We start from the raw sequence: 26336 nt of genomic DNA, 5'->3' as shown, positions 1-26336 counted from the left end.
GGGTCCCGGCGTAGCCTAGGGCCCATGCGACTGAAAATGTGCAGTATCCACGTCAAAGACCCCGCCGCCGCTTACGAGTTCTACACCGGAATTCTAGGCTTTGAGAGCCTTCTGGTCATGCCGGAGCACAACCTGTTCATCGTGAAGGACCCGGCAGGGTCAGGCGGCGGATCGGTCGGGCTCCTGCTGGAGCCCAGCGACAACCCGATCGGATCCACCTACATGAATGCACTCCACGACGCCGGGATGCCTGCGATTGTCTTCGGTGTGCCCGATGTCCGGGCTGAGTTCGATCGACTCGCGGCCAAGGGCGTGATGTTCCAGGGCGAGCCCTCCGACGGTCCCGGCGGCACCACGGCGGTGTTCGACGACGGGTGCGGGAACTTCGTCCAGCTCCACCAGGACTGAGCAGGACCTAGATGACCCTCGCCGTGATCCGGGCCAAGCCAGTGGCGAGGAACCGCGGCTACTCGGCGGCGGTGCGTGCCTTCTTGGCGTCCTTTTTCGCGGCCTCGTCCTTGACCCGCTGGGCCTCGGCGCGGACGGCAGCGTGCGTGGAGCGTTCGGCCACCAGCCATGCCGGGGGAGCCTGCAGCAGCGCGGTGATTTCCGCCGTCGTCAGCGCTTCCTCGACGCCGCCGCGGGCCAGGCCGCTGATGGAGACGTTGAGCTTCTGCGCCACCACCGGACGGGGGTGCGGGCCGTTGCGGCGCAGTTCGGCGAGCCACTCCGGCGGGTTGGCCTGAAGCTCGGCGAAATCGGCGCGGGAGATGACCGAATCCTGGAACTCCTGGGGTGTTGCGGGCAGGTAGATGCCAAGCTTCTTGGCAACGGTGGCCGGCTTCATGGACTGGGAGTTTGCAGAGGTCATGGTTCAAGGGTATCCGGCCAGAGCCTGACTGGGCACCGGCGCTGAGCACTGACACCCGCTATGCGACCGCCCGGGCGGTACTGTGAACATGTGTCCGCAGCCGAAGAAACGCCCCAGACCCCCGACGAAACCGCCGCCGTCCCGGCCGAAGCAGCAGCGCGGGAGTTGCGATTCGCGTACGTCGCCGGCGTGACGCCGGGCAAGTGGACCCGGCGCTGGGAAGAGCGGATGCCTGATGTTCCGCTGCACTCCTTTATGTCCGACGACGGCGCCCAGCTCGCCGTGCTGCGCGACGGAACCGCGGACCTGAGCTTCGTCCGGCTGCCGGTGGAGCGCGAAGGGCTGAGCGTGATTCCCCTGTACGAGGAGCAGCCGGTGGTGGTGGCGCCCAAGGGACACGAGATCTCGGTGTTCGAGGAGGTGGCCCTGGCGGACCTGTCCAAGGAAACGTTCCTGGACGTGGCGGAACTCGGCGGACCGGAAATGGCCCTGCAGGTGGTGGCCACCGGCGCCGGCCTGGTGATCCTGCCGATGTCCGTGGCGCGGCACTTCAACGTCAAGGACACCGTGGCCCGGAAGCTCACCGGTGCACCCACGACGGAGATTGCCGTGGCCTGGCCGAGCGACAGCACGGATGAGGTGATCGAGGAGTTCATCGGGATCGTCCGGGGCCGCACCGCCGCGAGCTCCCGCCAGCCTTCCGCCCAGCAGGAGAAGCCGAAGAAGGAACCGAAACCGGACCGCCGCGGTCCGGCCGTCAAGAAGCCCAAGGTGGCGCAGCGCTACGCGCCGAACCCGGATAAGGGCCGGGGCAAGGGATCACGGAAAAAGGGCAAGCGCTAAGGCCCGCCCTTGTCCTGCGGCCGCTACTTGGCGCAGGCGTCCTGGAGGGCCTTGACGGAATCGCCCGGGACCTGGTCGCCGGACTCGGCGATCTGGCGCAACGGGGTGGTGATCTCGGCGGGAACACCCGCGGTTTCCGCACCGGCGACAAGACCGCCCAGCAGTTCCTTGTCCTGGACACTGACCAGGCCGTCCTCCACGACCGCGCAGGCCTGCTTCTTCACTTCACTGCCGGCCGCCGTGGCAACCTGGGACGCGCCATCGCTGACGGCCTTGTTCGCGGCGTCCTGCACCTGACCGCAGCCCGTCAGGGCGATCATGAGCGTGGCAGCGGACAGGGCGGCGAGGCGGAGTTTCATGCCTCCACCCTAACAAGGGAGGCTGGGCGGAAGCTGCCCGCCGGCGGGGTACCGGCAACGTTCCGGCCGTGAGGCGGGCTGGAACCCAGGCCCCGGCTTGCGTCAGCTGCACACCAGTTTGTGACGTAAGAAACCTGCAGGAAACGTTCCCCGTCTACTCTGGCAACACCACGGCGCCGCCAGGCCCGTGACCGCCGGTGTGAAGGGAATCCGTCATGCACCTCTTGCCCCGTGAGCAGGAAAAGCTCATGATCGTGGTCGCGGCCGACCTCGCCCGCCGTCGCCAGTCGCGTGGGCTGAAGCTGAACTTCCCGGAGGCGGTGGCCATCATCAGCTACGAGCTGATCGAGGGCGCCCGCGACGGCAGGACCGTCGCGGAGCTGATGAGCTACGGCACCACCGTCCTGGGCCGCGAGGACGTTATGGAAGGCGTCCCGGAGATGATCCACGACGTCCAGATTGAAGCCACGTTCCCGGACGGGACCAAGCTCGTCACCGTCCACGATCCCATCCGATAGGGGAGCTGCATGATTCCCGGAGAATACGTCCTCAACACGGAGCCGGTGCTGGTCAACGCGGGCCGCGAGGCGATCGACGTCGTGGTGACCAACACCGGCGACCGCCCCGTACAGGTGGGATCGCACTTTCATTTTGCCGAAGCGAACGCCGCCCTGGCGTTCAACCGGCAGGCCGCCTCCGGCCGGCGCCTGGACATCCCGGCGGGCACGGCGGCCCGGTTCGAACCCGGGGACAGCAGGACCGTCCGGCTGATCCAGCTGGCCGGCCGGCGCGAGGTCTACGGCCTCAGCAACGCGGTCAACGGCCCGCTTGCCCCGGTTGAGGAGGGACGCAAATGAGCTTCGAGTTGCCACGCAGGCAATACGCGGACCTGTACGGCCCGACGACGGGCGACGCCATCCGCCTCGCCGACACCGAACTCTTCCTCGAGATCGAGAATGACCTCACCGTCTACGGCGAGGAAGTGGTGTTTGGCGGCGGGAAGGTGATCCGCGACGGCATGGGCCAGAACGGCCAACTGACCCGGGACGGGGACGTCCAGGGGGAAGACATTCCGGACACCGTCATCACCAACGTCGTGATCCTGGATTACACCGGGATCTACAAGGCCGACGTCGCGCTCCGGGACGGCCATATCTTCCGGATCGGCAAGGCCGGCAACCCGCAGATCACCGACGGCGTGGACATCGTGATCGGTGCCAGCACGGAGATCATCGCGGGCGAGCGGAAGATCCTGACCGCCGGCGGCGTGGACTCCCACATCCACTTCATCTCACCGGACCAGGTTCCCGCCGCGCTGTGCAGCGGCGTAACCACCATGATCGGCGGCGGCACCGGCCCCGCCGAGGGCACCAAAGCCACCACCGTAACCCCCGGAAAATGGCACATCCAGCGGATGCTGCAGGCCGCCGAAGGACTCCCGATCAACATCGGCCTGCTCGGCAAGGGGCACGCGTCCGCCGTCGAGCCCCTGGCCGAGCAGATCCGCGCCGGGGCGATCGGACTGAAAGTCCATGAGGACTGGGGCTCCACGACGTCCTCGATCGACACCTCGCTGCAGGTGGCGGATCAGTTCGACGTCCAGGTGGCCATCCACACCGACACGCTGAACGAGTGTGGCTTCGTGGAGGACACCATCCGGGCGATCGACGGGCGCGTGATCCACACTTTCCACACCGAGGGTGCCGGCGGCGGGCACGCCCCGGACATCATCAAGATCGCCGGGCTGCCCAACGTCCTGCCGGCCTCCACCAACCCCACGCTGCCGTACACCCGCAACACCATCGAAGAGCACTTGGACATGCTCATGGTCTGCCACCACCTCAACCCGGACATCCCGGAGGACGTGGCCTTCGCGGATTCGCGCATCCGCGCCGAGACCATTGCCGCCGAGGACGTGCTGCAGGATCTGGGGATTTTCGCGATCACCTCCTCGGACTCGCAGGCGATGGGCCGGGTGGGCGAGGTGGTCATCCGCACCTGGCAGGTGGCGGACAAGATGAAGCGGCAACGCGGCGTGCTGAAAGACCCCCAGGGGGACAATGCAGGCGGCGGTGTGCACGGCGCTGCGACCGGCCTTGGCGCGGAGAGCGACAACTTCCGGATCAAGCGCTACGTGGCGAAATACACCATCAACCCGGCCATCGCGCAGGGCATGGCGGACTCCATCGGCTCGGTGGAGGTGGGAAAGTTCGCGGACCTGGTGCTCTGGGACCCGGCGTTTTTCGGGGTCAAGCCGGACCTGGTGCTCAAGGGCGGGCAGATCGCCTATGCGCTGATGGGTGACGCCAACGCCTCCATCCCCACGCCGCAGCCGCGCACCATGCGGCCCATGTTCGCCACCTACGGCAAGGCCCTGCAGCAGTCCTCCATCACTTTCCTTTCCCAGGCCGCCATCGACTCCGGTGTCCCGGCGGAGCTCGGGCTGGAGAAAGTCATCCGGCCCGTGTCCGGCATCCGCAGCCTCACGAAAGCGGACCTCAAGTACAACGGTGCCACCCCGGACATCGACGTGGACCCGGAAACGTACCGGGTCACCGTCGACGGCGAGGACGTCACCTGCGAACCGTCCGACGTGCTGCCCATGGCGCAGCGCTACTTCCTTTTCTAGGCTCCCGGAGGAGACAGGCATGATCATCGAAAAGGTCCTCGGCAACACCCACGACCTTCGCTCCGGACCCGACCCTTTTGCCGGGCTCCACCGGGAAAAGGTGGTGCTGCCCAGCGCCCAGCTGGTCAAACGCGTCCAGCGCGTCACCACCGACCACGGCAAGGAAATCGGCATCCGCCTCCCGTCCGGGTCCGGGGACCTGCGCGACGGCGACATCCTGCACGTCGCGGACACCAACATGATCGTCGTGTCGGTGCTGCCCACCGATGTCCTGGTCATCGCGCCGCGTTCCATCCACGAGATGGGCGTGGTGGCGCATTCCCTCGGGAACCGGCACCTGCAAGCCCAGTTCTTCGAGCCCTCCTCGGAATATGGCGCCGCCGTGATGGTCTGCCAGTACGACCACACCGTGGAGGACTACCTCAAACTCGTCGGAGCGCCCTATGACCGCCAGGAGCGCGTGATGCCCGTCCCCTTCCGCCATGCCGAACACAGCCACTAGCCCCGCGCCTTACCAGCTCGCTTTGCAGCAGCTGTGCGATTCGGCGCTGCCGACCGGGGCGTTTGCTCACTCGCTGGGGTTTGAAAGCTACATCGAGCGCGGACGGGTCCATGATGAGGCGTCGTTCGGGGTCTGGCTGTCCGCCTTCGTGGGCCAGCAGCTGACCTATTCGGACGCCCTGGCTATCCGGTTCCTCTATGAGGATTTTTCCGTCGCTGAACTGGATGCATTGCTGACGGCCCAGCTGCTGCCCCGGCAGCTGCGCGAGGCCAGCGTCAAAATGGGCACCCGGCTGCTGGAGATCGGCGCGGAGATCTTTCCGTCCGCTGAACTGGCGGACTACCGGGAGCTGGTGGGTTCCGGCCGCGCCGCCGGCCACCAGCCGCTGGCGTTCGCCGTCGTCGCGCGTTCCCTGGGCGTCCCGCTGCCGGAGGCCCTCTCCGCCTACCTGTTCGCCACGGCGACGTCGTTGACGCAGAACGCCGTCCGGGCGATTCCTTTGGGGCAGAACGCCGGCCAGCGGCTGCTGCGTCAGGCCGCCGGCGACGTAACGGCCGCCGTCGCACGGGCAGGGAGCCTTGCCCTTTCCGACTTCGGGGCGGTCAGCCCCGGCCTTGAAATTTCGCAGATGCGGCACGAACGCCAGCGTGCCCGCATGTTTATGAGCTAAGTCCGCCACACGAGAAATATGTCTGGAGAAGAATATGTCTGAGCCCATCAAAATCGGCATCGGCGGCCCGGTGGGTGCCGGCAAGACCCAGCTGGTGGAGCGACTCACCCGCCATATGAGCCGGGAGATCTCCATGGCCGCCATCACCAACGACATCTACACGATCGAGGACGCCAAGATCCTGGCCGCCAACGGAATCCTTCCGATCGACCGGATCATCGGCGTCGAAACCGGCGGCTGCCCGCACACGGCCATCCGCGAAGACACGTCCATGAACACGGCCGCCATCGAGGAGCTTAGGAAGCGCCACCCGGACCTGCAGGTGATCTTCGTGGAATCCGGCGGGGACAACCTCTCCGCGACATTCAGCCCGGAACTGGTGGACTTCTCCATCTACATCATCGACGTGGCCCAGGGTGAGAAGATCCCGCGGAAAGCCGGCCAGGGCATGATCAAGTCCGATCTCTTCATCATCAACAAGACCGACCTGGCGCCGCACGTCGGCGCGGACCTGGCCGTGATGGAGCGGGACTCGCGCGAATTCCGGGGCGAGAAGCCGTTCTGCTTCACCAACCTCAAGACCGACGAAGGGCTGGAGCGGGTCATCGAATGGGTGCGGCGCGATGTCCTGATGCTCGACCTGGCGTCATGAGTATTCTCGGGCTGCGGGCTGGTGACCTGATCGCTGAGGCGGCGAGGCCGGATTTTGGGGCCGCGGCGTGGCGGGCACCGCGAAGCGGGCACGGCCCCAAATCCGGTGAAGCCGCCGGAGCCAACCAGAACGCCCGGGAGCCTATGGGTCACCTCGAGCTTGTCATCGCCGACCGTGCGGGCCGCTCCGTGGCCGCGCGTCAGTTTCATCAGGGCGCCTTGCGGGTTTTGCGGCCCCATTACTTGGATGGGTCCGGGCAGGTTTGTTATGTGGTGGTGAATCCTGGCGGGGCGTATTTGGGGGCTGATCTGTATGTCATTGACGTGGAGGTGGCGGCGGGGGCGAAGCTGCTGCTCACTACCCAGTCGGCCACCAAGGTCTACCGGACACCGGGTTCGTTTGCCGAGCAGCGGATGCGGTTGCGGCTGGGGGAGCGGGCCCAGCTGGAACTGGCGCCGGACCAGCTGATCGCCTACCGGGAAGCCAGCTACCGGCAGAACACCCACATCACCATGCACCCGACGTCGAGCCTGGTCATGTCAGAGGTGATCACTCCCGGCTGGTCACCGGACGGCGCCGCGTTCCGCTACGAGGAACTGCGGCTGCGGACCGAGATCACCATCGGATCCGCGGGGCGGGGCAGGCTGCTGGCGCTCGACAACCTGCTGATCCGGCCTCCCCAGCACGACGTCACCGGCCTGGGATTTATGGAGGGCTTCAGCCATCTGGGATCCCTGATCGTCGTCGACGGGCGCGTCGACCAGGAACTCGCGGACGAACTGCATGCACTGACCGATGGGCACGACGCCTGCACGGGGGTCTCGTTGACTTCTTCAGTTGATGGCATCAGCGGTCTGGTACTCCGGTCCCTGTCGAACAGCACCGAGGAACTCAAGAGGCTGCTGGGGGCCTGCACCGCGCTGCTCCGGCAGCGGTGGCACGGCACGGCGCCCCTGGACCTCAGGAAGTACTGATGACCACGTTAACCGCGTTCGCCGCCCTGTACCGTCAGCGGGGGAATCTCCCGTTGCGGACCCGGTTGTTCATCACCTTCGGTGCGGTGGTCGCCCTGCACGCCGCCGCCGTCGTCCTTCTCCTCGCAGGTTTGGTGACGTCCGGCGCTCCGCTGGCACTTGGCCTGGTGCTGACTGCCTATGCGGCGGGCATCAAACACAGCTACGACTGGGACCACCTCGCCGCCATCGACAATTCGACCCGCAAGTTCGTGGCCCAGCGGAAAGACCCGGTGAGTGTCGGGTTCGCTTTCAGCCTGGGCCACAGCTCGGTGGTGATCCTGGCCGGCATCCTCGCCGTGGGCGGCGCCGCTATCGTGGGCGAGTTCATGTCGGACGGCACCGCCGGAAACCTCGTGCTGGGCCTGATCGGCAGCGGGGTCTCGGGGACCTTCCTGCTGGCCATGGGCCTGTTCAACGGCTCCGCTTTTCTCCGGGCCTCGAAGGCTTACCGGAGTGCGCAGGGCGGCGGAGAGGTGCGGGACGAGGATCTTGAGGCCCGGGGATTCGTGGCCCGGCTGCTGGCGAAGCCCCTCAGCCGGGTCCAGCGGCCGCGGAACATTTACGTCATCGGGTTCCTGTTCGGCCTGGGCTTTGACACCGCCACCACCATCGGGCTGCTGGTCATGGCGACTTCGGCATCCCTGGCCGGAGTTTCCCCGCTGGCCCTCCTGGCCCTTCCGCTGGCGTTCACCGCCGCCATGACGCTGTGCGACACCGCCAACGGGGTGGTGATGATGCGTATGTACGGCTCAGCTATCCACAGTCCGCAAAGGCGGCTGGGCTTCAACGCACTGATCACCGGGATCTCCGCCGTGTCGGCCCTGTTCATTTCGTTCATCACCCTGGGCGGTTTCTTCAACGCCGCCTTCGGCCTCGAGGACCCGGTGACCACCTGGCTGGACGGAATCGACCTGGGCGAGGCCGGGCTGCTGCTGGTCGCCTGCCTGCTGACGGTCTGGGGAGCGGCCGCCGTGCACGGGCGGCTCACGACGTCACGCCCGCGACGCGGATCCACTTCCTCGACGCGCTAAATTCCTGTCGCGCCGGTATTCGGGCAGCGACAGGAAATTAGCGCCGCGCGGGATTGACGGCGTGTCGGGCGGTGGCCGAAAGGGCCTGCCGTCCGGCGGGCGGGACATGGGATCCCGCCCGCAGGCGGCGCCTTAGCCGAAGCTGGCCACGTAGCTGGGCACCCCGACGGCGTCCGTCGAGACCGGCGCGCCGGTGTCGTTGACGACGTGGTCCAGGGTCCCTGCACCGAGGTTGACGGTCAGCAGGCCGTGAAGCCTGACGCCGGGCGTGACCGGAACTTCGAAGCCCCGGGTGGCGTGAATCGTGGGGTCCACGTTGTTGTAAACGTAGCTGCCCCCGCCCCAGAGTTCGTGGGTCTTGACGGAGTCGGCGACTTTGTAGCCGGCCCAGCCAAGGACACCGTCATGCTGCCAGGCGGCCTGGTTGGGCGCGTCGTAGGGCAGTTCGTTCTGGAAGAACACCGTTTTGCCGTGTTCGCCGTTCCAGATGACGTTGTACTGCTGGTAGTGCTCCACGAAAAGGCCGGTGGCCGTGACATGGTCGCCGTTGATGATGACGCCGTTGTCGCCCGTGTTGGTTGTCCAGCCGACGCCGTTGCCGTGGTCCGCCCGCCAGGCCCAGATGTGGTCCAGGAGCACGTTGTCGCTGTTGACTTCCAGGCTGAGCGAGGCCTTGCCAACGTGCGGGCCGCCAATCCGGAAGAACACGTCGTGGAGCGTGGTGGGGTTGGCCGGATCGCTGTGCTTCAGTGAGCTCGAGACTCCGCCGGCTCCGGGCTTCATGGCCTTCCCGATCCGCATCAGCGCGGGCGAGTTCACCTCGCCGGCGTCCACGGTGACGGCGGCAATGTCGACGCCGGGAACATCCGCCACTGTCAGCGGCACGGCGCCATTGACAGCGGTGAGGGTCGCCATGCCGAGTCCGAGTACGACCGTGTTCGCCCGCTTGACCTCGATGCTCTGGTCGACGTCGTAGACCCCCGGGGTCAGCAGCAGGTTCTTGCCGCGAGCCAACTGGGAGTTGATGGTCTTGACCGAATCGCCGGGCCTGGCCACGAAGAAGTCGGAGAGCGGAATGCTGCGGCCCGCCGTCGGGCCGTTTTCCCACGTGGTCCCGGCGGAGTCCTTGCCGACCGCGGGAACGAAGACGCCGTACTGGCCAGCGGCGTCGACGGTGAGGTACGGCTTCTCCCGGCTGACCGGGGTGCTCGCGAGGGTGGTGTAGGGCGGATTCGGGAAGGACTGCGCCGGGGCGCCATCCACGCCGGAAAAGACCTGGTTCCAGACCCCGTTGGACCAATCGCCGATGCTGCTGTCACGCACGAAATACTGCTGCTGTGAACCGTTGATCACAGGGCCGGTCTTTGAATCGGAAATGAAACCGCCGCTGGCGTACTGCGGTCCGGCGGTGCAGTAGTCCATCAAGGACAGGTTGCCACCGGTGATGTTGACCCGCCGCATGGGAGAGGCCTGCGAGGCAGCCCAGAAGTTGGCCGAACTCCGGCAGCCGTCAAGGCCGGTGACGTTGATGGTGAGGTTGGACAATGAGCGCCAGAAGTTGTTCAGCGCGATGCAGTTGTCCGCGGTCAGGCACCGGTTGTAGACGTCCACGTGCCCGTTGATGGTGACATCCGTGGGTGAATCGCCCAGGCCCGCGACCTCCGTCGAATAGCCGACCTGGACGATGAGGGGCTCCTCGGCGCTGCCATAGGTGCCGGGCTTGAACAGCAAGGAGTACCGCTTGGAGCCCATTTCGTCGTCGACCTGTTCGGCGTGAATGGCGTCGACGGTGGCCTGGATATCGGCCACCGGCATGCTGGGGTCGAAGATCCGGACGTTGGGACCGAACTCGGGCGCCGGCGCCGTGTTCGCTTTCGCGGGCTGCGGCTGGGCCGGGGCCGGCTTCGCCGGTGCGGCGGTATCGGCCGCCGATGCGGCTCCGGCGCCGGTGGCCAGCACGCCCAGTAGGACGGCGACGCTGCCGGCGAACAGCCGGCTGTGGAGACGCAGAGGCCTCCGGAGACGGGGCTGCGAGGCCCCTGGTCGGAGGCGGAAGTGGGCTAGCGGCATTGCTGGTCCTGCTCTCTGTTGGGGCGGATTTCCCTGCGGATGCACACGGGGCCGCCGGGGAACTGGAGCCCTGCTCCCGGTGACCGCGAGGTGTGGGAGCGCTCCCGCCGGGAAGCCTAACACCGCATCCAGGGCCGGGCAAGGGCTCGAGATGCGCCCGCTTTCCGCTGTTGACAATCCGGCGTGATGTAGGACACCATGCTGGTGAGAGCGCTCCCATGATCGATCTGGGAACGCTCTCATCGACCGATCCGGGGCGGCCAGCCCCTCATCCCTCCGGTCCCCACACCCTGACAAAGGAGTCCCCGCGTGAAATTCCCTCGCAAACTTGCCGCCCTGTCGGCGTCTGCCGCCTGCCTCACACTCGCACTGAGTGGCTGCGGCGCGGATGCCCCCAAGACCGCCGGGCCCACTGGCGAAACAGGCAAGGAGCCGGTCACCCTCAGCCTCGCGACTTTCAACGAGTTCGGCTACGAGGAGCTGCTCAAGGAATACGAGACCCTCAACCCCAACGTGACGATCCAGCACAAGAAGGCCGCCACCACGAACGAAGCGCGCGACAACCTGACCACGCGCCTGGCGGCGGGATCAGGCCTTTCGGACATCGAGGCCATCGAGGTCGACTGGCTGTCCGAACTCAAGGAGTACCCGGACCAGTTCGTGGATCTGAAGGATCCTGCCGTGGAAGGCCGCTGGCTGGAATGGAAGACGGAGGCAGCCACCACCCAGGACGGGCACCTTATCGGCTACGGCACAGACTCCGGACCCGAGGCTGTCTGCTACAACGCGGCACTGCTTGAAGCCGCAGGGATGCCATCGGACCGCGAATCTGTCGCCAAGATGCTCGGCACCACCTGGGACAGCTACTTCGACGCCGGCAAGAAGTTCGTCGCCGCAGGGACGGGCCCGGCATGGTTCGACTCCGCCGGAGCCATCTACCAGGGCATGAGCAACCAGATGTCGAAGGCCTACGAGAACGAGGACGGCACGGTCATCGCCGCCGACAACCCGGAGGTCAAGGAGGTCTACACCAAGGTCCTCAACGCCTCGACGAAGGATAACCTCTCGGCGCACCTGGGCCAATGGAGCAGCGACTGGGTGGCCGGTTTCCAGTCTCAGAAGTTCGCCACGACCCTCTGCCCCGGCTGGATGCTTGGTGTCATTGAAGGCAACGCTGCCGGAGTCGAGGGCTGGGACGTCGCCAATGTCTTCCCGGGTGGCGGCGGCAACTGGGGCGGTTCCTACCTGACCGTTCCGTCGCAGGGCAAAAACCAGGCTGAGGCCAAGAAACTCGCAGCCTGGCTGACCGCTCCCGAGCAGCAGGTCAAGGCGTTCACCGCCAAGGGCACGTTCCCGAGCCAGGTCGAGGCACTGACCAGTGAGGAGCTGCTGGGCCAGACCAACGAGTTCTTCAACAACGCCCCCACCGGCAAGATCTTCGCAGAGCGTGCCAAGGCCGTCGGCGACTCCCCGTTCAAGGGACCGAAGTTCTTCGCCATCAATGACGCCATGCAGCAGGCGCTCACCCGCGTTGACGTGGACAAGTCGGACGACGCCGAGGCCTCCTGGGCGAAGTTCCTCACGGCCGTGAAGTCGCTCTAGGCCATGTCAGTAACGGACCGGGTCAGGCCCCAAGGCCAATCAACTGACGAGGAAAAACCCGGCAACAGGGACGTCCGGAGGCTCGCGTTTTCGCAGCAGGTATCAAAGTGGGACGTCAAGCTGTCGCCCTACCTCTATATCTCGCCGTTCTTCCTGCTGTTCGCCGTCACGGGACTGTTTCCGCTGCTCTACACAGGCTGGGTATCCCTGCACAACTGGAACCTGATCGGCGGGCAGGGCAAGTTCATCGGCCTGGAGAACTTCGGTTTTGTCCTCGGGCAGCCGTACTTCTGGAACGCGGTGGGCAACACGTTGAGCATCTTCCTGCTCTCCTCCGTGCCGCAGGTGGTGCTGGCGCTGCTGATCGCAGCGGTGCTGGACGCCAACCTGCGCGCCAAGACGTTCTGGCGGATGGGGGTGCTGGTGCCCTTCGTTGTGGCTCCTGTGGCGGTTGGACTGATCTTCAACAACCTGTTTGCCGACCAGTTCGGCCTCGTCAATGAACTTCTGGGCCTCCTGGGCCTTGACCCGGTCCGCTGGCACTCCGACCAGCTCGCCAGCCACCTTGCCATCGCCACGATGGTGAACTTCCGATGGATCGGCTACAACGCACTGATCTTCCTGGCGGCGATGCAGGCCATCCCGCGCGACGTCTTCGAGGCGGCCACCATCGACGGGGCCGGCCGCGTCCGCCAGTTCCTGTCGGTGACGGTTCCGATGCTCCGGCCCACCGTGATTTTCGTGGCCATCACGTCCACCATTGGCGGGCTGCAGATCTTCGATGAGCCGCGGGTGTTCGACCAGTCCGGACTCGGCGGCGCCGACCGGCAGTGGCAAACACTGACCATGTACATCTGGGAGCTTGGCTGGGGCCAGCGCAACTTTGGCAGGGCATCCGCGGTGGCGTGGCTGCTGTTCCTGATGATTGTGCTGATCGCCCTCGTGAATTTCCTTCTCACCCGGCGCATCGCCAACCAGGGAGGCCGCAAATGAGCTCCATCCCCATGATCCGACAGACTGCCGGGAAGGGGGCCGCCATGGCAGCCGCCAACCGCCCGAACCCGCGGGCCGGGCGGCCCCGGAACCGCGGCGGCGCCGGAGACATCCGGCGTCCCGGGCTCTTGACCTACGGTTCCCTGGGTGCCGTCCTGCTGGCCTCCCTGTTCCCGCTGTACTGGTCTTTCCTGGTGGGCAGCCACGACAGCACTGCGCTGAGCCGGGGCATCCCGCTCCTTCCGGGCGGGAACTTCCTGGCCAATGCCGCCAAAGTCTTCGACAGCATTCCATTCTGGAAAGCCATGGGCAACAGCATCCTGGTCTCCACCGTCACGGCCGCCTCGGTGGTGATCTTCTCGACCCTCGCCGGCTTCGCGTTCGCCAAACTCCGCTTCCGCGGGAGCAAGGGACTGCTCGTCTTCGTGATCGCCACCATGGCGGTGCCCACGCAGCTCGGCGTGGTGCCGCTGTTCATTGTGATGGCCAAGCTGGGCTGGACCGGCACCCTCTGGGCCGTCATCGTCCCCGGAATTGTCACGGCCTTCGGCGTGTTCTGGATGACGCAGTACCTCCGCGACGCCCTCCCGGATGAACTCATCGAGGCTGTCCGGATGGACGGGGCCTCCATGATCCAGGCCTTCTGGTATGTAGGATTGCCCGCGGCGAGGCCGGCCGCGGCCATGCTGGCGCTCTTCACGTTTGTCGCCACCTGGACCAACTTCTTCTGGCCTTTCATTGTGCTGGACCCCTCAAATCCCACCCTGCCGGTAGCGCTTCAGCTGCTGCAGGCCGCACACTTTGTGGACTACTCGGTGGTGCTGGCCGGTGCCGTACTGGCCACCATCCCGCTGCTGCTGCTCTTCATCGCGGCAGGGCGCCAACTCGTTTCAGGAATTATGCAAGGAGCAGTCAAAGGATGAGCACCACCCCGATTACATTCCCCGAGGGTTTTCTGTGGGGCGCGGCCACCGCTGCCTATCAGATCGAGGGAGCAGCACACACCGGCGGGCGGAAAGACTCGATCTGGGACACCTTCGCCCGGGTCCCGGGCGCCGTCGCGGATGCCCACAATGGCGACGTGGCCTGCGACCACTACCACCGCTCGGGCCAGGACGTTGAGCTGATGAAATCGCTGAACCTCAAGGCGTACCGCTTCTCGACGTCGTGGGCGCGCTGCATGCCGGACGGCAGGACGCCCAACCCCGAGGGGATCGCCTTCTACTCCCGTCTGGTGGACGAGCTCCTTGCCGCGGGGATCACTCCCTGGCTGACGCTGTACCACTGGGACCTGCCGCAGGCACTGGAGGATGAGGGCGGCTGGGCCAACCGCGAAACAGCCTCGCTGTTCGCGGCCTATGCGGCCGTCATGCACGAGGCCCTCGGCGACCGGGTCCGCATCTGGACCACGCTCAACGAACCGTGGTGCTCGGCGTTCCTTGGTTACGCCGCCGGTGTCCACGCCCCTGGCCGTCAGGAACCGGCGGCCGCCCTCGCTGCGGCCCACCACCTCCTCCTGGGCCACGGCCTGGCTGCTGCGGAACTGCGCCGGCTCGACCCGGAGGCAAGCCTCGGCATCACCTTGAATCTCACGGTTGCCGATCCGGCCGACCCCAACTCGGCGGACGACCTGGACGCGGCCCGGCGGATCGACGGGATGCACAACCGCATTTTCCTCGACCCGATCTTCCGCGGCGAGTATCCCGCGGACGTGCTGGCAGACATCGCCGGCCTCGGCTTCGACACCGTGGTGCAGGACGGTGACCTGGGCATCATCTCGGCGCCCATGGATCTGCTCGGCGTCAACTATTACCAGGGCGAGGCCCTGACCAAGACGCCGGGCCGCGCGGAAGAGCAGGACCAGCCGGAGACCGTGACCACCACAGCGCAGGCAGCACCTGAATCGGCCTCGCGGCCGGCGGCAACGCCGTTTGTCTCCGCCGAGGGAGTGCACTCGGTGCCGCGCGGGCTCCCGGTGACCGGCATGGGCTGGGAGGTCCAGCCCGAAGGCCTGTCCCGCCTGCTGACCAGGCTCCAGCGGGAGTACACGGGGCCGGCCGGCATCCCGCTCTACATGACGGAAAACGGCGCCGCTTACCCCGACGTTCCCGACGCCGACGGATTCGTCGACGACCAGGACCGGCGCGCCTTCTTCGACGTCCACCTGCGGGCGGTGCGGGACGCGATCGACGCCGGGGCGGACGTCCGGGGCTACCTCGCCTGGTCGCTGCTGGACAATTTCGAGTGGGCCTACGGCTACCACCAGCGCTTCGGGCTGGTCCGGGTCGACTACGAAACCCTGGAACGCATCCCCAAGGCGAGCGGCCTCTGGTACGCGAAGGTGGCGGCGTCGAACGCCCTCCCATCCAGCCAGGCGGCCTCGCACGTGGCATGACCGGGGATGTCGTATTCTCAAAGTGATGAACGAACAGATCCACCGGGGTCTCCGAACCGCGCCGGCCAGACCCAGCCCCACACTTGAAGACCTCGCGACGGCGGCTGGAGTGTCCCGCTCCACCGCCTCGCGGGCCATCAACGGCGGCTCCCGGGTCAGCCCGGAAGCCCAGGCGGCGGTAGACGCGGCGGTGCTGTCCCTCGGCTACACCCCGAACCGGGCCGCGCGCAGCCTTGTCACACGCCGGACCTCGTCCATTGCCCTGGTGATCAACGAACCCGATGCCCGGGTCATGATGGACCCGTTCTTCGCCGCCGTCATCACCGGGGTGACGGAGGCACTGCGCGAGACGGATATGCAGCTGGTCCTGCTCATGTCCCGGGCCGGCGGCGATCCCTCCCGGACGGTCCGCTACCTTCGTGGAGGCCACGTCGACGGTGCCATTGTGGTCTCGCACCACAAGGCGGATGGCTGGACAGAAGAGCTCGCCGCCTCGGGCCTGCCCACCGTCTTCATCGGGCGGCCCTGGGATACCGGGCTCGGCATCCACTACGTCGATGTGGACAGTTTCGAGGGTGGCCGGCTGGCCGCGCTGCACCTGGCAGCGGCCGGACGGACACGGCTTGGAACGATCACCGGCCCGCTCGACATGACGGCGGCAGAGGACCGGCTCGACGGATGGCAGGCCGGCCTCAAGGAAGCCGGCCTGCCGGCAGGACTGGTCGCCCACGGGGATTTCACCCCCGCTGGGGGCACCGAGGCAGCCGAACGCCTCCTGGCCGAAGACGGCGGGCTTGACGGCATCTTCGCCGCCTCCGACCTCATGGCCCGCGGCGCGATCACGGCCATCCGTGCCTCGGGGCGGTCGGTGCCCGGGGACGTCGCCGTCGTCGGCTTTGACGACCATCTGACGGCGCCGGGCGAGCTGCCGCTGACCACCATAAACCAGCCAACTGTGGAAATGGCCGTCCAAGCAGGGCGCCTCCTTCTCGCGGATATCGAAGACCCGGGGGCCTTCCGGGATCCGGTGATCTACCCCGCGCGGCTAGTCGTGCGGGCCAGCAGCGCCCCTGAGGCCGAATAGGCCAGCGCTTCGGAAATTTTCCACGACGCGCGAAATACCCGGCGCGCCGATATTCCGGTGGGGCCTGGACTCAAGGGCCGCGCAGCACCGCGCGCGCCGGACGTGGCGCCGGGAGCGCACGCTTCTTCTGTAGATTGGGATCCATGCCGATGAATGCCGCGCTTGAAGGGATCTCCGACGAGGTCCAGGCCACCCACGCCCACACCGGATCGTGGGTGGCCACTGTGTTGCGTTCGCGCATCTCGGCGGGCCAGCTCGCCCCGGGAACGAAACTCTCCGAGCAGAAACTCTCCGAGGTCCTAGGCGTCTCACGGAATACGTTGCGGGAGGCATTCACCGTCCTCGCCGGTGAGTCCGTGGTGCAGCGCATTCCCAACCGCGGCGTGTTCGTCTCCGCGCCACAGGCCGACGATGTCCGCGAAATCTACCGGGTCCGCCGGCTGATCGAGCCGGCGGCCGTGCTGTGGGGAGACTACCGGGCTGAGAACCTGGACGCCTTGGACGCCATCATCGGCCGGGCACGTGCCGCCCTGGATGCGGGGTCCGTGACGGATATGGCCGACGCCAACCAGGACCTGCACAAGGCGCTCGTGGCGCTCTCCGGCAGTGCGTCAGTGGCCGCCCTGATGGACAAGGTCCTCGCCCAGATGCGGCTGGTTTTCCATGCCATGGCAACTACGTCCGACTTCCACAGCCACTACGTGGAACGCAACGCCGCCCTGGTGGCGCAGCTGCGGGCCGGCGACAGGGAAGAAGCCGCGGCAGAGTTGCGCCGGTACCTGGATGCCGCCGAGCACGAACTCCTGGTGCATATTGGAGCCATTCCGCAGGACTGAAGCTACGGGACCTGGTAGGACGTATCGCGCGCATCCGTAATGAGCATGTGCCCGGGGGCGTGGCCTATTGCCAGCGCCGGCTTTGACTCCATCACGGCTGCCTGCGGCGTCACCCCGCACGCCCAGAAGACCGGCACATGGCCGTCCGGGACCCTGACCGGGTCGCCGAAGTCCGGGCGGCCAACATCGGTGATCCCCAGCTCGGCGGGGTTGCCCACGTGGACCGGGGCGCCGTGCACGGCTGGATAGCGGGAGGTGATGCGGACGGCGTCGGCCACTTGGGAGGCCGGAATGGGGCGCATGGAGACCACCAGGGGACCGGCCATTTGTCCGGCCGGTTCGCAGCGGACCGACGTGCGGTACATGGGAACGTTCACTCCCTGGTCGATGTGGGCCACCCGAATGCCGTTGTCCTGGAGGGCGGATTCGAACGTGAAGCTGCAGCCCACAATGAACGTCACGAGGTCATCGCGCCAGTGGTTCGAAATGTCGGTTGGTTCGTCGACTTTCCGGCCGTCCTGATACACCACGTACTTCGGCACATCGGTGCGGATATCCCCTCCAGCCAGTAGCGGCCCGGACGTGTCCCCGGCATCCAGCACGCCCAGGACAGGGCAGGACTTGGGGTTACGCTGCGAGAACAGCAGAACGTCGAAGGCCTGCGCCTTGGGCACGATGATCAGGTTGGCCTGCGCGTAGCCGCTGCTCCAGCCGGAGGTGGGAGTCACCAGGCCGGCGCGGAACAGGGCCCGCGCGTCGGCCGGGAGCAGCCCTGCCGGGTTTGCGGGACGGGAGACGCCGGACGGCACGTTCACCTCACGTAATTTCATGGGTTCTAGGCCCACAGCTTGGCAAGGCTGGTCAGCGAGCTGTAGCCGAGGAACAAGGTCAGCAGCCAGGCCACAATGCCGATGACGAGCAGGCCCTTGGGGTAGACGTAGCCCTGCATGAGGTCCCGGCGGCGCCAGGCCACCCAGAGCAGCACTCCGAATCCGACGGGGAGGATGAGACCGTTGAAGGCACCCGCGAAGATGAGGAGCTGCTGCGGGGCCTGGCCGATCAGCAGGTAGGCCGCGGTGCAGAACGCGATGAAGCCGACGGTGATCAGGTTGCGGGTGCGGTCTTTGGTGCTGGACTTCGTCACGAACGAGACCGAGGTGTACGCCGCGCCGATCACGGAGGTGATGGAAGCAGCCCACAGGATGACACCGAAGACCCGCATGCCGATATCTCCCGCTGCGGCCTGGAATGCCGACGCGGCCAGGTTGTCGCCGGTCAGGGCCACGCCGCCGGCGACGACACCGAAGATGGCCAGGAACAGCAGGATGCGCATGACGCAGGTGACCAGGATCCCCACGATCGAGCTCTGCGTGATCTGTTTGACGTTTGCCACACCGGTGACGCCGGTGTCCAGCATGCGGTGGGCGCCCGCGTACGTGATGTAGCCGCCGATCGTTCCGCCGATAAGGGTGGTGATGACCAGGAAGTCGATCTCCTCGGGCATTACGGTGTTCTTGAGGGCCTCACCCAGCGGAGGGGCGGAAACCACCGCAACATACAGGGTCATCAGGATCATCAGGGCGCCGAGGATCACCACGATCCGGTCGAGGGCCACCCCCGCCCGCTTGCTGAGGAAGATGAGGATGGCCAGGACGGCGGAGATGGCCCCGCCGAGTTTGGGATCCAGCCCCATCATGGCGTTGGTGCCGAGCCCGGTGCCGGCGATATTGCCAATGTTGAAGACGATGCCACCCAGGAAGACGAGCCCGGCGAGGAACCAGCCGACGCCGGGGAGGACCTTGTTGCCAAGCTCCTGGGCCCGCAGGCCGGAGACGCCGATGATCCGCCAGACGTTGGCCTGCACGGCGATGTCGACCAGAATGGAGACCAGGATCGCAAACGCGAAGGCGGCACCGAGCTGGACGGTGAAGGCCGTTGTCTGGGTGATGAACCCCGGGCCGATGGCGCTGGTGGCCATGAGGAACATGGCGCCCAGCAGGGCGGAACGCCGGGCGGCCGGCTTTAACGCGGCCTTGACGGTGGTGGTTTCCATGGGGGTCCCAACAGTTGGGTGACTTGCGTCACAACGATTGTTTCCACCCACTGTACAGACTGTTGAACAATCTGCGCAAGGAATTGTTCAACAATCGGACGGGGCTTCTCCCGCCCCCGTCGACGCCGGCGGACGTTGCGCCGCCGGAACGGTGCGCTTCGCTCAGTCCCCGTGGACGGCTCTCTGCTTCTGTTCTGAGCGGTTCAGGTAGGCCAGCAGCAGGTCAGCGGCGCGCTCCAGCTGGCCGGCTTCCAAGGCTTCGCAGATTGCCTCGTTGTCGTCGAGGTAGCTGCGGTAGAAGTGTGCATCCACGGTGGCCTTGTGGAAAAACAGCCGCATCTCCGCCAGTACCTGGCCCATGATTGTGTTGAGGCGCCGGCTCTCGGCCATCGCCACGATCGCTCCGTGGAAATGCTGGTTGGCGGTGCCGAGCGCTTCCTCATCGTCTGCGGTCGCCGCGGCCCTGCCTTCCTCCACGGCCGCGCGGACCGCCGCCACCCGCTCCGGGCTCCCGCCGCCCCGAATGGCGCTCACCTCGATGAACCGGCGCACGGTGTAGACGTCATGGATGTCACCCGGCCCCAGGCTCGCCACGAACACGCCCCGGTTGGGCTGCCGGATCACCAGCCGCTCAGCGGCCAGCTCGGCAAAGGCCTCGCGGACGGTGTTGCGGGAAACGCCCAGCTCCTCGGAGATGGTTGACTCGGTCAACCGTGCACCCGGCAGCAGCAGCCCTTCCGCCAGTTGGAGCCGCAGCTCCGCCGCAACCCTGTCCGCCACCGAGGGGATGGCCACCCGCAGCCGGGCCGCCAACCCCAGGGTCGCACCAGCTTCGTCGGGAGACTGCCTGCCCCCCGCGGGGGCCGAGCCGGGAATGCCACGGAATCCTGATTCGGCGCTCGTCATACGTGAAAATTTACACGACCGCCATATCCTGGAATCCAGGAATTGTTGAACAATCCGAGGATTTGATGCATCCTTGATAGAGGGAATCAATGAGACGAGGATCACAAATGGCAACTATCGACCTGAACAGCGACGTCGGCGAGTCCTACGGCCGCTGGAGCCTGGGAGACGACACGGCGATGTTCCGTTCGGTTTCCAGCGCCAACGTGGCCTGCGGCTTCCATGCCGGCGACCCCAGCGTGATCCGGAAGACCTGCCGCGNTGGGAGACGACACGGCGATGTTCCGTTCGGTTTCCAGCGCCAACGTGGCCTGCGGCTTCCATGCCGGCGACCCCAGCGTGATCCGGAAGACCTGCCGCGAGGCGGTGGCCGCCGGCGTCGTGATCGGCGCCCATGTGGGCTACCGGGACCTCGCAGGTTTCGGTCGCCGCTTCCTGGACATTGACCCGATCGAACTCGCGGACGACGTCGTCTATCAGATCGGCGCGCTGCAGGCCCTCGCCGCCGCGGAAGGCGGCAAGGTCGCSTACGTCAAGCCGCACGGCGGCCTGTACAACGCGATCGTGGCGCACACCGCGCAGGCGAAAGCCGTGGTCGACGCCGTAAAATCCGTCGATCCGAACCTGTCCATCTTGGGCCTGCCGGGCTCCGAAGTGCTCCGTCTGGCCGAGGCCGCCGGCCTCCGCGCCGTGACCGAGGCCTTTGCGGACCGCGCCTACAACCCGGACGGAACCCTTAAACGAGTACAGATTACTCGTTCCGNCTTGGGCCTGCCGGGCTCCGAAGTGCTCCGTCTGGCCGAGGCCGCCGGCCTCCGCGCCGTGACCGAGGCCTTTGCGGACCGCGCCTACAACCCGGACGGAACCCTCGTGTCCCGCACCCTGCCCGGAGCCGTACTGCACGACCACGCGGAGGTCACTGAGCATGTCCTCCGGATGGCCTCCGATTCCGCCGTCCGCACCATCGACGGCTCCATCCTGAAGATCCGTGCCGAGAGCATCTGCGTGCACGGCGACTCCCCGGGGGCCGTCACCATGGCCGCCGCAGTCCGGGAGGCCCTGACCGCCGCCGGCATCAGCACGGCCGCATTCGCCCACGCCTAAGTGGGCCGGACCACCCCGAAGCACCGTCAACGATGAAGGCAGCTCATGATTGAGACAGCAGGGCAAACCCTGGAGGTACAGAACGCGGCAGTTTCCAAAGTGAGCTCGGTGCGGCCCGTGGGAACCCGCGCGGTGCTCGCGGAGCTTTCCGGAACGCAGGACGTGCTGGCCCTGCAGGCCATGCTCCTCGAGGCACCGCTTCCGGGGCAGCTGGACGTCCTCGCGGCCGCCGAGACCGTACTGGTCAGGGCGGACTCGCCCGCAGCGGCCCAGCGCATCGGAAGAACCCTCCTTGAGCTGGAGCTCACCGCGCCGGCGGAGCAGGGCAGCGAACTGGTGCTCATCGACACCGTGTACGACGGCGAGGATCTCGCCGAGGTGGGGCAGCTGACCGGCCTTGGACCCGACGGCGTGATCGCTGCCCACACGGGCCAGATCTGGACGGTGGCGTTCGCTGGCTTCGCGCCCGGTTTCGGCTACATGGTGGGGGAGGACCAGGTGCTTGAGGTGCCGCGGCGCAGCTCCCCGCGCACCGCGGTCCCCGCGGGGTCGGTGGCGTTGGCCGGTAACTATTCGGCCGTGTACCCGCGCAGGTCCCCGGGGGGCTGGCAGCTGATCGGCCGCACGGGCGCCAGGATGTGGGACCTGGACCGGGAACAGCCCGCCCTGGCCGCCCCCGGGCACCGGGTCCAGTTCCGCGCCGTCCGCGACATCGTCACCATGGCACCGGAACACCCGGCCCAGGCGTCCGCCCCGGAGGTGGCGTCCGGCCTGCGGATTGTTTCACCCGGCCTGCAGAGCCTGATCCAGGACCTCGGCCGCTACGGCCACTCGGGCCTGGGCGTCTCCGCGGCCGGTGCGCTGGACCGCGCCTCGCTGCGCCGGGCCAACCGCCTGGTCGGGAACGCGCCGTCGGCCGCCGCGGTGGAAACCGTCGCCGGTGGCCTGTCGGTGCAGGCCGTCGGGGACCAGGTCCTCGCCGTCACCGGGGCGCCCGCTGAGCTGACCGTCGAGACGCCGTCCGAGGACGACTTCGAACCAGCATGGCGGACCGTCCCCATGGCCACCCCCTTCGCGCTGCTCGACGGCGAAACCCTGGTCATCGGAGCACCGCAGAGCGGCTTCCGCAGCTACCTCGCCGTCCGCGGCGGCGTGGACACCGCCCCGGTGCTTGGCAGCCGCTCCACGGACACCATGTCCGGGATCGGCCCGGCACCGCTGGCCGCCGGCCAGCTCCTCGCCGCCGGTCGGCCCGCTGGGCGTTCTGATGTGCCACCGGCGNGCACCGCAGAGCGGCTTCCGCAGCTACCTCGCCGTCCGCGGCGGCGTGGACACCGCCCCGGTGCTTGGCAGCCGCTCCACGGACACCATGTCCGGGATCGGTCCGGCACCGCTGGCCGCCGGCCAGCTCCTCGCCGCCGGCGGGGAAGCCGAGTCCGGCGTCGTGGGACACCCCGAACTGCAGCCGGACTTCCCGGACACCGGCGTCACTGTGCTCGACGTCGTCCCCGGCCCCCGSGCCGACTGGTTCGACCAGCMGGCCCTGGACTCGTTCTGCGSCCAGGACTGGGAAGTTAAACCGCAGTCCAACCGCGTCGGCATGCGCCTGCAGGGAACCCCGCTGCAGCGCACCCGCCAGGGCGAACTCGCCAGCGAGGGCACCGTCGCCGGCGCCCTGCAGGTTCCRCCGGAAGGACTCCCCGTGCTGTTCCTGGCCGACCACCCGATCACCGGCGGCTACCCGGTGATCGCCGTGGTGRTCGACTCCCAGCTGGACCGCGCGGCCCAGRTCCCGATCGGCGGCAAGATCCGCTTCCGCTGGGCCGAGAGCCCCATTACCGAAATCACCACCCCCGAACAAGAAGCGAGTAACTGATGCGCAAGGTCCTGATCGCCAACCGCGGAGAAATCGCCGTCCGGATCGCCCGGGCCTGCGATGACGCGCAGCTGGCCTCCGTCGCGGTCTACGCGGACATCGACGCCGACGCCCTGCACGTCTCCGCCGCGGACGAGGCCTACGCCCTGGGCGGCAACTCGCCCGCGGACACCTACCTGAACATCCCCAAGCTGCTCGCCGCCGCGGCCGACKCCGGCGCCGACGCCCTCCACCCCGGCTACGGCTTCCTGTCCGAGAACGCCGAATTCGCCCAGGCCGTCCTCGACGCCGGACTCACCTGGATCGGCCCCACGCCGGACGCCATCCGCCTGCTGGGCAACAAAATCACCGCCCGCGAGACCGCCGTCCGGGCCGGCGCCCCGCTGGTCGCCGGCAGCGACGGCCCGGTGGAATCCGCCGCCGAGGCCCGCGCCTTCGCCGAACAGCACGGCCTCCCGATCGCCATTAAGGCGGCCTTCGGCGGCGGCGGCCGCGGCATGAAGGTGGTCCGCGCCCTGGACGAGGTCGAGGAAGCCTTCGACTCCGCCGTCCGCGAGGCCATCGCCGCCTTCGGCCGCGGTGAATGCTTCGTGGAGCGCTACCTCGACCGGCCGCGGCACGTCGAGGCGCAGGTCCTCGCGGACACGCACGGCAACGTCGTCGTCGTCGGAACCCGCGACTGCTCGCTCCARCGCCGGCACCAGAAACTCGTGGAGGAGGCRCCCGCGCCGTTCCTCAGCGACCACCAGACCCGCCAGATCTACGACGCCGCCAAGGCCGTCTGCCGCGAAGCCGGCTACTCCGGCGCCGGAACGGTGGAATTCCTGGTCGCCGCGGACGGCACCGTGGCGTTCCTCGAGGTCAACACCCGGCTTCAGGTGGAACACCCCATCACCGAGGAAACCACCGGCATCGACCTCGTGCAGGAACAGTTCCGCATCGCCGCGGGGGARCCSCTGCGCATCACGGCGGACCCGGCGCCGCGCGGGCACTCGTTCGAATTCCGGCTCAACGCCGAGGACGTGGGGCGCGGCTTCCTGCCCTCGCCCGGCACCGTKGAGGAGTTCCACGGCCCCACCGGCCCCGGCATCCGGCTGGACACCGGCGTCCGCTCCGGYTCCTTCGTTCCGCCGCAGTTCGATTCCCTGCTGGCGAAACTGATCGTCACCGGCGCGGACCGGCARCAGGCCCTGCGCCGCGCCCGCCGCGCCCTCGCCGAAATCAGCATCACCGGCGTGGCCACCGTGCTCCCGTTCCACCGCGCCGTGCTCGAATCCSCGGACTTCACCTCCGAAGCCGGCCTCGGCATCCACACCCGCTGGATCGAAACCGACTTCGCGGACACCATCTCCGCCGATCCGGGCTTCAGCACCACCGCGCCCGACGGCGAACGGCGCACCATCACCGTCGAGGTGGACGGCCGCCGGATGGCCNCTTCGCGGACACCATCTCCGCCGATCCGGGCTTCAGCACCACCGCGCCCGACGGCGAACGGCGCACCATCACCGTCGAGGTGGACGGCCGCCGGATGGCCGTCGGGCTGCCCGCGGACCTGCTGGATGGCTGGGCGCGCTCCGGTGGTCCTGTCCCAGCGGGAGTCTCCGTGGACGGGGCGTCAGAAGGCGGATCCTCCGACGGCGGCTCTGCCGCCGCGGACCCGGGGGAGCTGCGCGCCGGCATGGCCGGGACCGTGGTGAAATGGCTCGTCGCACCGGGCGCCGCAGTTTCGGCGGGGGATCCCGTCGTCGTGCTGGAAGCGATGAAAATGGAAACCCAAGTCGCCGCCCACCGCGACGGGACGGTGACGGGCCTCCGCGCGGAGGCCGGCGGCGTCGTTACTGCTGGAGCGGTGCTGGCCCTGATTGGGTAGGCGCTGGCTTCTGCGCCTGGTCCGCTTCGGATTGCTGCGTCGCGGCCCAGCTGGCCAGCAGCCGCAGCCCGTCCGCGGTGGCAGAACCGGGCTCCGCGGTGTAGACGAGCAGGGACAGTCCGGCATCGGCCGGAAGATCCAGTGCCTCGTACATGAGGTGGAGGTCCCCCACCACCGGGTGCCGGAAGTGCTTGCGGCCGGTGTAGTGCAAGCGCACGTTGTGGGCCGCCCACCGGGTCCGGAACTCCTCACTGCGGGTGGACAGTTCCCCCACCAGGTCGGTCAGGCCGCGGTCGTATGGGTCGCGGCCGGCCTCGGTACGCAGGATCGCCACCGTGTCATTCGCGGCGCGCTCCCAGTCCGGGTAGAAGCCGCGGGAACGGTCGTCCAGGAAGAGGAACCGCGCAAAGTTGGCCGGCCGGACCGGGCCGCCGTACATCTCGGAGTACATGGCGCGGCCGAGCTGGTTTGCGGCGAGGACGTCCAGGCGCCCGTTGCGCACGAACGCCGGGGCGTTGGTGATCGCGTCGAGCATCAGCTGCACGCTCGCCCGGACGGGCTGGACGGCGGCGCGGCGGCGCTGCGGCTTGAGGGTGGTGCTGGCGGCCCGGGCCAGGTCGAACAGGTGCGCCCGCTCCGCCTCGTCCAGCTGCAGCGCCCGCGCGAGGGCGTCCAGGACCCCCTCGGACACTCCGGAGAGGTTTCCGCGTTCCAGCCGGGTGTAATACTCGACACTGACCCCGGCCAGCAGGGCGACCTCGCCTCGCCGCAGCCCGGGGACGCGGCGGTTGCCGCCATAGACCGGCAAACCCGCCTGCTCCGGGGTGATTTTCGCCCGCCGCGTGGCAAGGAAGTCCCGGGTTTCGCTTTGGTTGTCCATACGTCAACGGTAGAGGGTGCGGCCGCTTAAGGGAGTCCCTGCCAGTACCCCTCACAGCAGGACCTCCCTCACCGGCAGCTCAGTGGTGTTTGAT

At 67.6% G+C, this 26336-nt stretch carries 26 protein-coding genes and 4 pseudogenes; 23 read left to right on the top strand and 7 right to left on the bottom strand.

All coding sequences use genetic code 11. The features are described from left to right. Positions 1-24 precede the first annotated feature (24 nt). Positions 25-408 (top strand): VOC family protein, encoded by a 384-nt coding sequence (locus ASE96_RS08415; protein ID WP_056428650.1) that lies wholly within the window; start codon positions 25-27, stop codon positions 406-408. A gap of 58 nt (positions 409-466) precedes the next feature. Here ASE96_RS08415 and ASE96_RS08410 read toward each other — a convergent pair whose 3' ends face one another. Then, complete coding sequence (locus ASE96_RS08410; protein ID WP_056428648.1) at positions 467-871, bottom strand: DUF5997 family protein; 405 nt, start codon at positions 869-871, stop codon at positions 467-469. Between the two features lie 90 nt (positions 872-961). Between ASE96_RS08410 and ASE96_RS08405 the strand changes: the two genes are divergently transcribed. Further along, entirely contained in the window at positions 962-1714 is a 753-nt protein-coding gene (locus tag ASE96_RS08405) for a LysR family substrate-binding domain-containing protein (protein ID WP_200913012.1), read from the top strand. 23 nt (positions 1715-1737) lie between these two features. On the opposite strand, the gene ASE96_RS08400 is transcribed toward ASE96_RS08405, so the two are convergent. After that, positions 1738-2073, bottom strand: a complete 336-nt coding sequence (locus tag ASE96_RS08400) for a hypothetical protein (protein ID WP_056428646.1) — start codon at positions 2071-2073, stop codon at positions 1738-1740. Positions 2074-2288: 215 nt separating this feature from the next. Here ASE96_RS08400 and ASE96_RS08395 point away from each other — a divergent pair, with 215 nt between their 5' ends. From ASE96_RS08395 to ASE96_RS08360, 8 genes are all read left to right on the top strand, one after another. After that, positions 2289-2591, top strand: coding sequence for an urease subunit gamma (locus ASE96_RS08395; protein WP_056428642.1), 303 nt, complete (start codon positions 2289-2291; stop codon positions 2589-2591). A gap of 9 nt (positions 2592-2600) precedes the next feature. Continuing rightward, on the top strand, positions 2601-2930 hold the full coding sequence (locus tag ASE96_RS08390; RefSeq protein WP_056428638.1) for an urease subunit beta: 330 nt from the start codon (positions 2601-2603) through the stop codon (positions 2928-2930). Then, positions 2927-4702 carry an urease subunit alpha gene (gene ureC, locus ASE96_RS08385; RefSeq protein WP_056428636.1) on the top strand — a complete coding sequence of 592 codons (1776 nt, stop codon included), beginning with the start codon at positions 2927-2929 and terminating at the stop codon, positions 4700-4702. The genes ASE96_RS08390 and ureC overlap by 4 nt, the downstream gene beginning before the upstream one ends. Before the next feature lie 19 nt (positions 4703-4721). Then, complete coding sequence (gene ureE / locus ASE96_RS08380; RefSeq protein ID WP_056428632.1) at positions 4722-5204, top strand: urease accessory protein UreE; 483 nt, start codon at positions 4722-4724, stop codon at positions 5202-5204. Then, positions 5185-5874, top strand: a complete 690-nt coding sequence (locus tag ASE96_RS08375; RefSeq protein ID WP_056428628.1) for an urease accessory protein UreF — start codon at positions 5185-5187, stop codon at positions 5872-5874. The genes ureE and ASE96_RS08375 overlap by 20 nt, the downstream gene beginning before the upstream one ends. Positions 5875-5908: 34 nt before the next feature. Then, entirely contained in the window at positions 5909-6526 is a 618-nt protein-coding gene (gene ureG, locus ASE96_RS08370; RefSeq protein WP_056428625.1) for an urease accessory protein UreG, read from the top strand. Between the two features lie 143 nt (positions 6527-6669). Beyond that, positions 6670-7500 carry an urease accessory protein UreD gene (locus ASE96_RS08365; protein WP_056428623.1) on the top strand — a complete coding sequence of 277 codons (831 nt, stop codon included), beginning with the start codon at positions 6670-6672 and terminating at the stop codon, positions 7498-7500. Next, a complete protein-coding gene (locus ASE96_RS08360) occupies positions 7500-8573 on the top strand; it encodes a HoxN/HupN/NixA family nickel/cobalt transporter (protein ID WP_056428619.1) in 1074 nt (357 codons plus the stop codon). The genes ASE96_RS08365 and ASE96_RS08360 overlap by 1 nt, the downstream gene beginning before the upstream one ends. 132 nt (positions 8574-8705) lie before the next feature. On the opposite strand, the gene ASE96_RS08355 is transcribed toward ASE96_RS08360, so the two are convergent. Then, positions 8706-10643, bottom strand: coding sequence for a hypothetical protein (locus ASE96_RS08355; protein WP_056428616.1), 1938 nt, complete (start codon positions 10641-10643; stop codon positions 8706-8708). A 309-nt stretch (positions 10644-10952) separates the two neighbouring features. On the opposite strand from ASE96_RS08355, the gene ASE96_RS08350 reads away from it, so the two are divergent. The 6 genes from ASE96_RS08350 (at position 10953) to ASE96_RS08325 (ending at position 17553) form a co-directional block, all read left to right on the top strand. Then, positions 10953-12245, top strand: a complete 1293-nt coding sequence (locus ASE96_RS08350; protein WP_056428612.1) for an ABC transporter substrate-binding protein — start codon at positions 10953-10955, stop codon at positions 12243-12245. A gap of 3 nt (positions 12246-12248) precedes the next feature. Further along, positions 12249-13238, top strand: coding sequence for a carbohydrate ABC transporter permease (locus ASE96_RS08345; RefSeq protein WP_056428609.1), 990 nt, complete (start codon positions 12249-12251; stop codon positions 13236-13238). Beyond that, a complete protein-coding gene (locus tag ASE96_RS08340; RefSeq protein ID WP_056428606.1) occupies positions 13235-14161 on the top strand; it encodes a carbohydrate ABC transporter permease in 927 nt (308 codons plus the stop codon). Before ASE96_RS08345 ends, ASE96_RS08340 begins: the two co-directional genes overlap by 4 nt. Then, complete coding sequence (locus ASE96_RS08335) at positions 14158-15633, top strand: glycoside hydrolase family 1 protein (RefSeq protein ID WP_056428603.1); 1476 nt, start codon at positions 14158-14160, stop codon at positions 15631-15633. The genes ASE96_RS08340 and ASE96_RS08335 overlap by 4 nt, the downstream gene beginning before the upstream one ends. A 25-nt stretch (positions 15634-15658) precedes the next feature. After that, positions 15659-16717 (top strand): LacI family DNA-binding transcriptional regulator, encoded by a 1059-nt coding sequence (locus tag ASE96_RS08330; protein ID WP_056428600.1) that lies wholly within the window; start codon positions 15659-15661, stop codon positions 16715-16717. Between the two features lie 143 nt (positions 16718-16860). Then, positions 16861-17553, top strand: a complete 693-nt coding sequence (locus ASE96_RS08325; RefSeq protein WP_056428598.1) for a GntR family transcriptional regulator — start codon at positions 16861-16863, stop codon at positions 17551-17553. 2 nt (positions 17554-17555) lie between these two features. On the opposite strand, the gene ASE96_RS08320 is transcribed toward ASE96_RS08325, so the two are convergent. The 3 genes from ASE96_RS08320 to ASE96_RS08310 all read right to left on the bottom strand — a co-directional run bounded on the left by ASE96_RS08320 (position 17556) and on the right by ASE96_RS08310 (position 20512). Further along, complete coding sequence (locus ASE96_RS08320) at positions 17556-18383, bottom strand: putative hydro-lyase (RefSeq protein WP_056428595.1); 828 nt, start codon at positions 18381-18383, stop codon at positions 17556-17558. A 5-nt stretch (positions 18384-18388) separates the two neighbouring features. Then, a complete protein-coding gene (locus ASE96_RS08315; RefSeq protein ID WP_056428593.1) occupies positions 18389-19606 on the bottom strand; it encodes an NRAMP family divalent metal transporter in 1218 nt (405 codons plus the stop codon). A 162-nt stretch (positions 19607-19768) separates the two neighbouring features. Beyond that, complete coding sequence (locus tag ASE96_RS08310) at positions 19769-20512, bottom strand: GntR family transcriptional regulator (RefSeq protein WP_082492641.1); 744 nt, start codon at positions 20510-20512, stop codon at positions 19769-19771. A 107-nt stretch (positions 20513-20619) separates the two neighbouring features. Between ASE96_RS08310 and ASE96_RS19155 the strand changes: the two are divergent. The 7 genes and pseudogenes from ASE96_RS19155 to ASE96_RS19525 form a co-directional block, all read left to right on the top strand. Continuing rightward, positions 20620-20773, top strand: a pseudogene (locus ASE96_RS19155) (LamB/YcsF family protein); the annotation flags it as partial. A 1-nt stretch (position 20774) separates the two neighbouring features. Further along, a pseudogene (locus tag ASE96_RS19535) lies at positions 20775-21275 on the top strand (LamB/YcsF family protein); the annotation flags it as partial. 1 nt (position 21276) lies between these two features. Continuing rightward, positions 21277-21616 (top strand): LamB/YcsF family protein (locus tag ASE96_RS19530; protein WP_235500170.1); only part of this gene is annotated, 340 nt, incomplete at its 5' end. Positions 21617-21661: 45 nt separating this feature from the next. Continuing rightward, positions 21662-22897: pseudogene (locus ASE96_RS08300) on the top strand (carboxyltransferase domain-containing protein); the annotation flags it as partial. Position 22898: 1 nt separating this feature from the next. Beyond that, on the top strand, positions 22899-23492 hold a 594-nt coding region (locus ASE96_RS08295; RefSeq protein WP_162238817.1), incomplete at its 5' end, for a biotin-dependent carboxyltransferase family protein. Then, positions 23492-24925 (top strand): annotated as a pseudogene (locus tag ASE96_RS08290) (acetyl-CoA carboxylase biotin carboxylase subunit); the annotation flags it as partial. The gene ASE96_RS08295 and the pseudogene ASE96_RS08290, both read left to right, overlap by 1 nt. Position 24926: 1 nt before the next feature. Next, a partial coding sequence (locus tag ASE96_RS19525; RefSeq protein WP_326951836.1) for a biotin/lipoyl-containing protein occupies positions 24927-25362 on the top strand: 436 nt, incomplete at its 5' end. On the opposite strand, the gene ASE96_RS08285 is transcribed toward ASE96_RS19525, so the two are convergent. Further along, complete coding sequence (locus ASE96_RS08285) at positions 25328-26242, bottom strand: helix-turn-helix transcriptional regulator (protein ID WP_056428586.1); 915 nt, start codon at positions 26240-26242, stop codon at positions 25328-25330. The genes ASE96_RS19525 and ASE96_RS08285 overlap by 35 nt on opposite strands. Between the last annotated feature and the right edge of the window lie 94 nt (positions 26243-26336).

This window comes from Arthrobacter sp. Leaf69 (assembly GCF_001422645.1).
Lineage (GTDB): Bacteria > Actinomycetota > Actinomycetes > Actinomycetales > Micrococcaceae > Arthrobacter.
The sequence above is the reverse complement of the archived record's forward strand: the minus strand, read 5'-3'. Positions and strand labels throughout refer to the sequence as shown.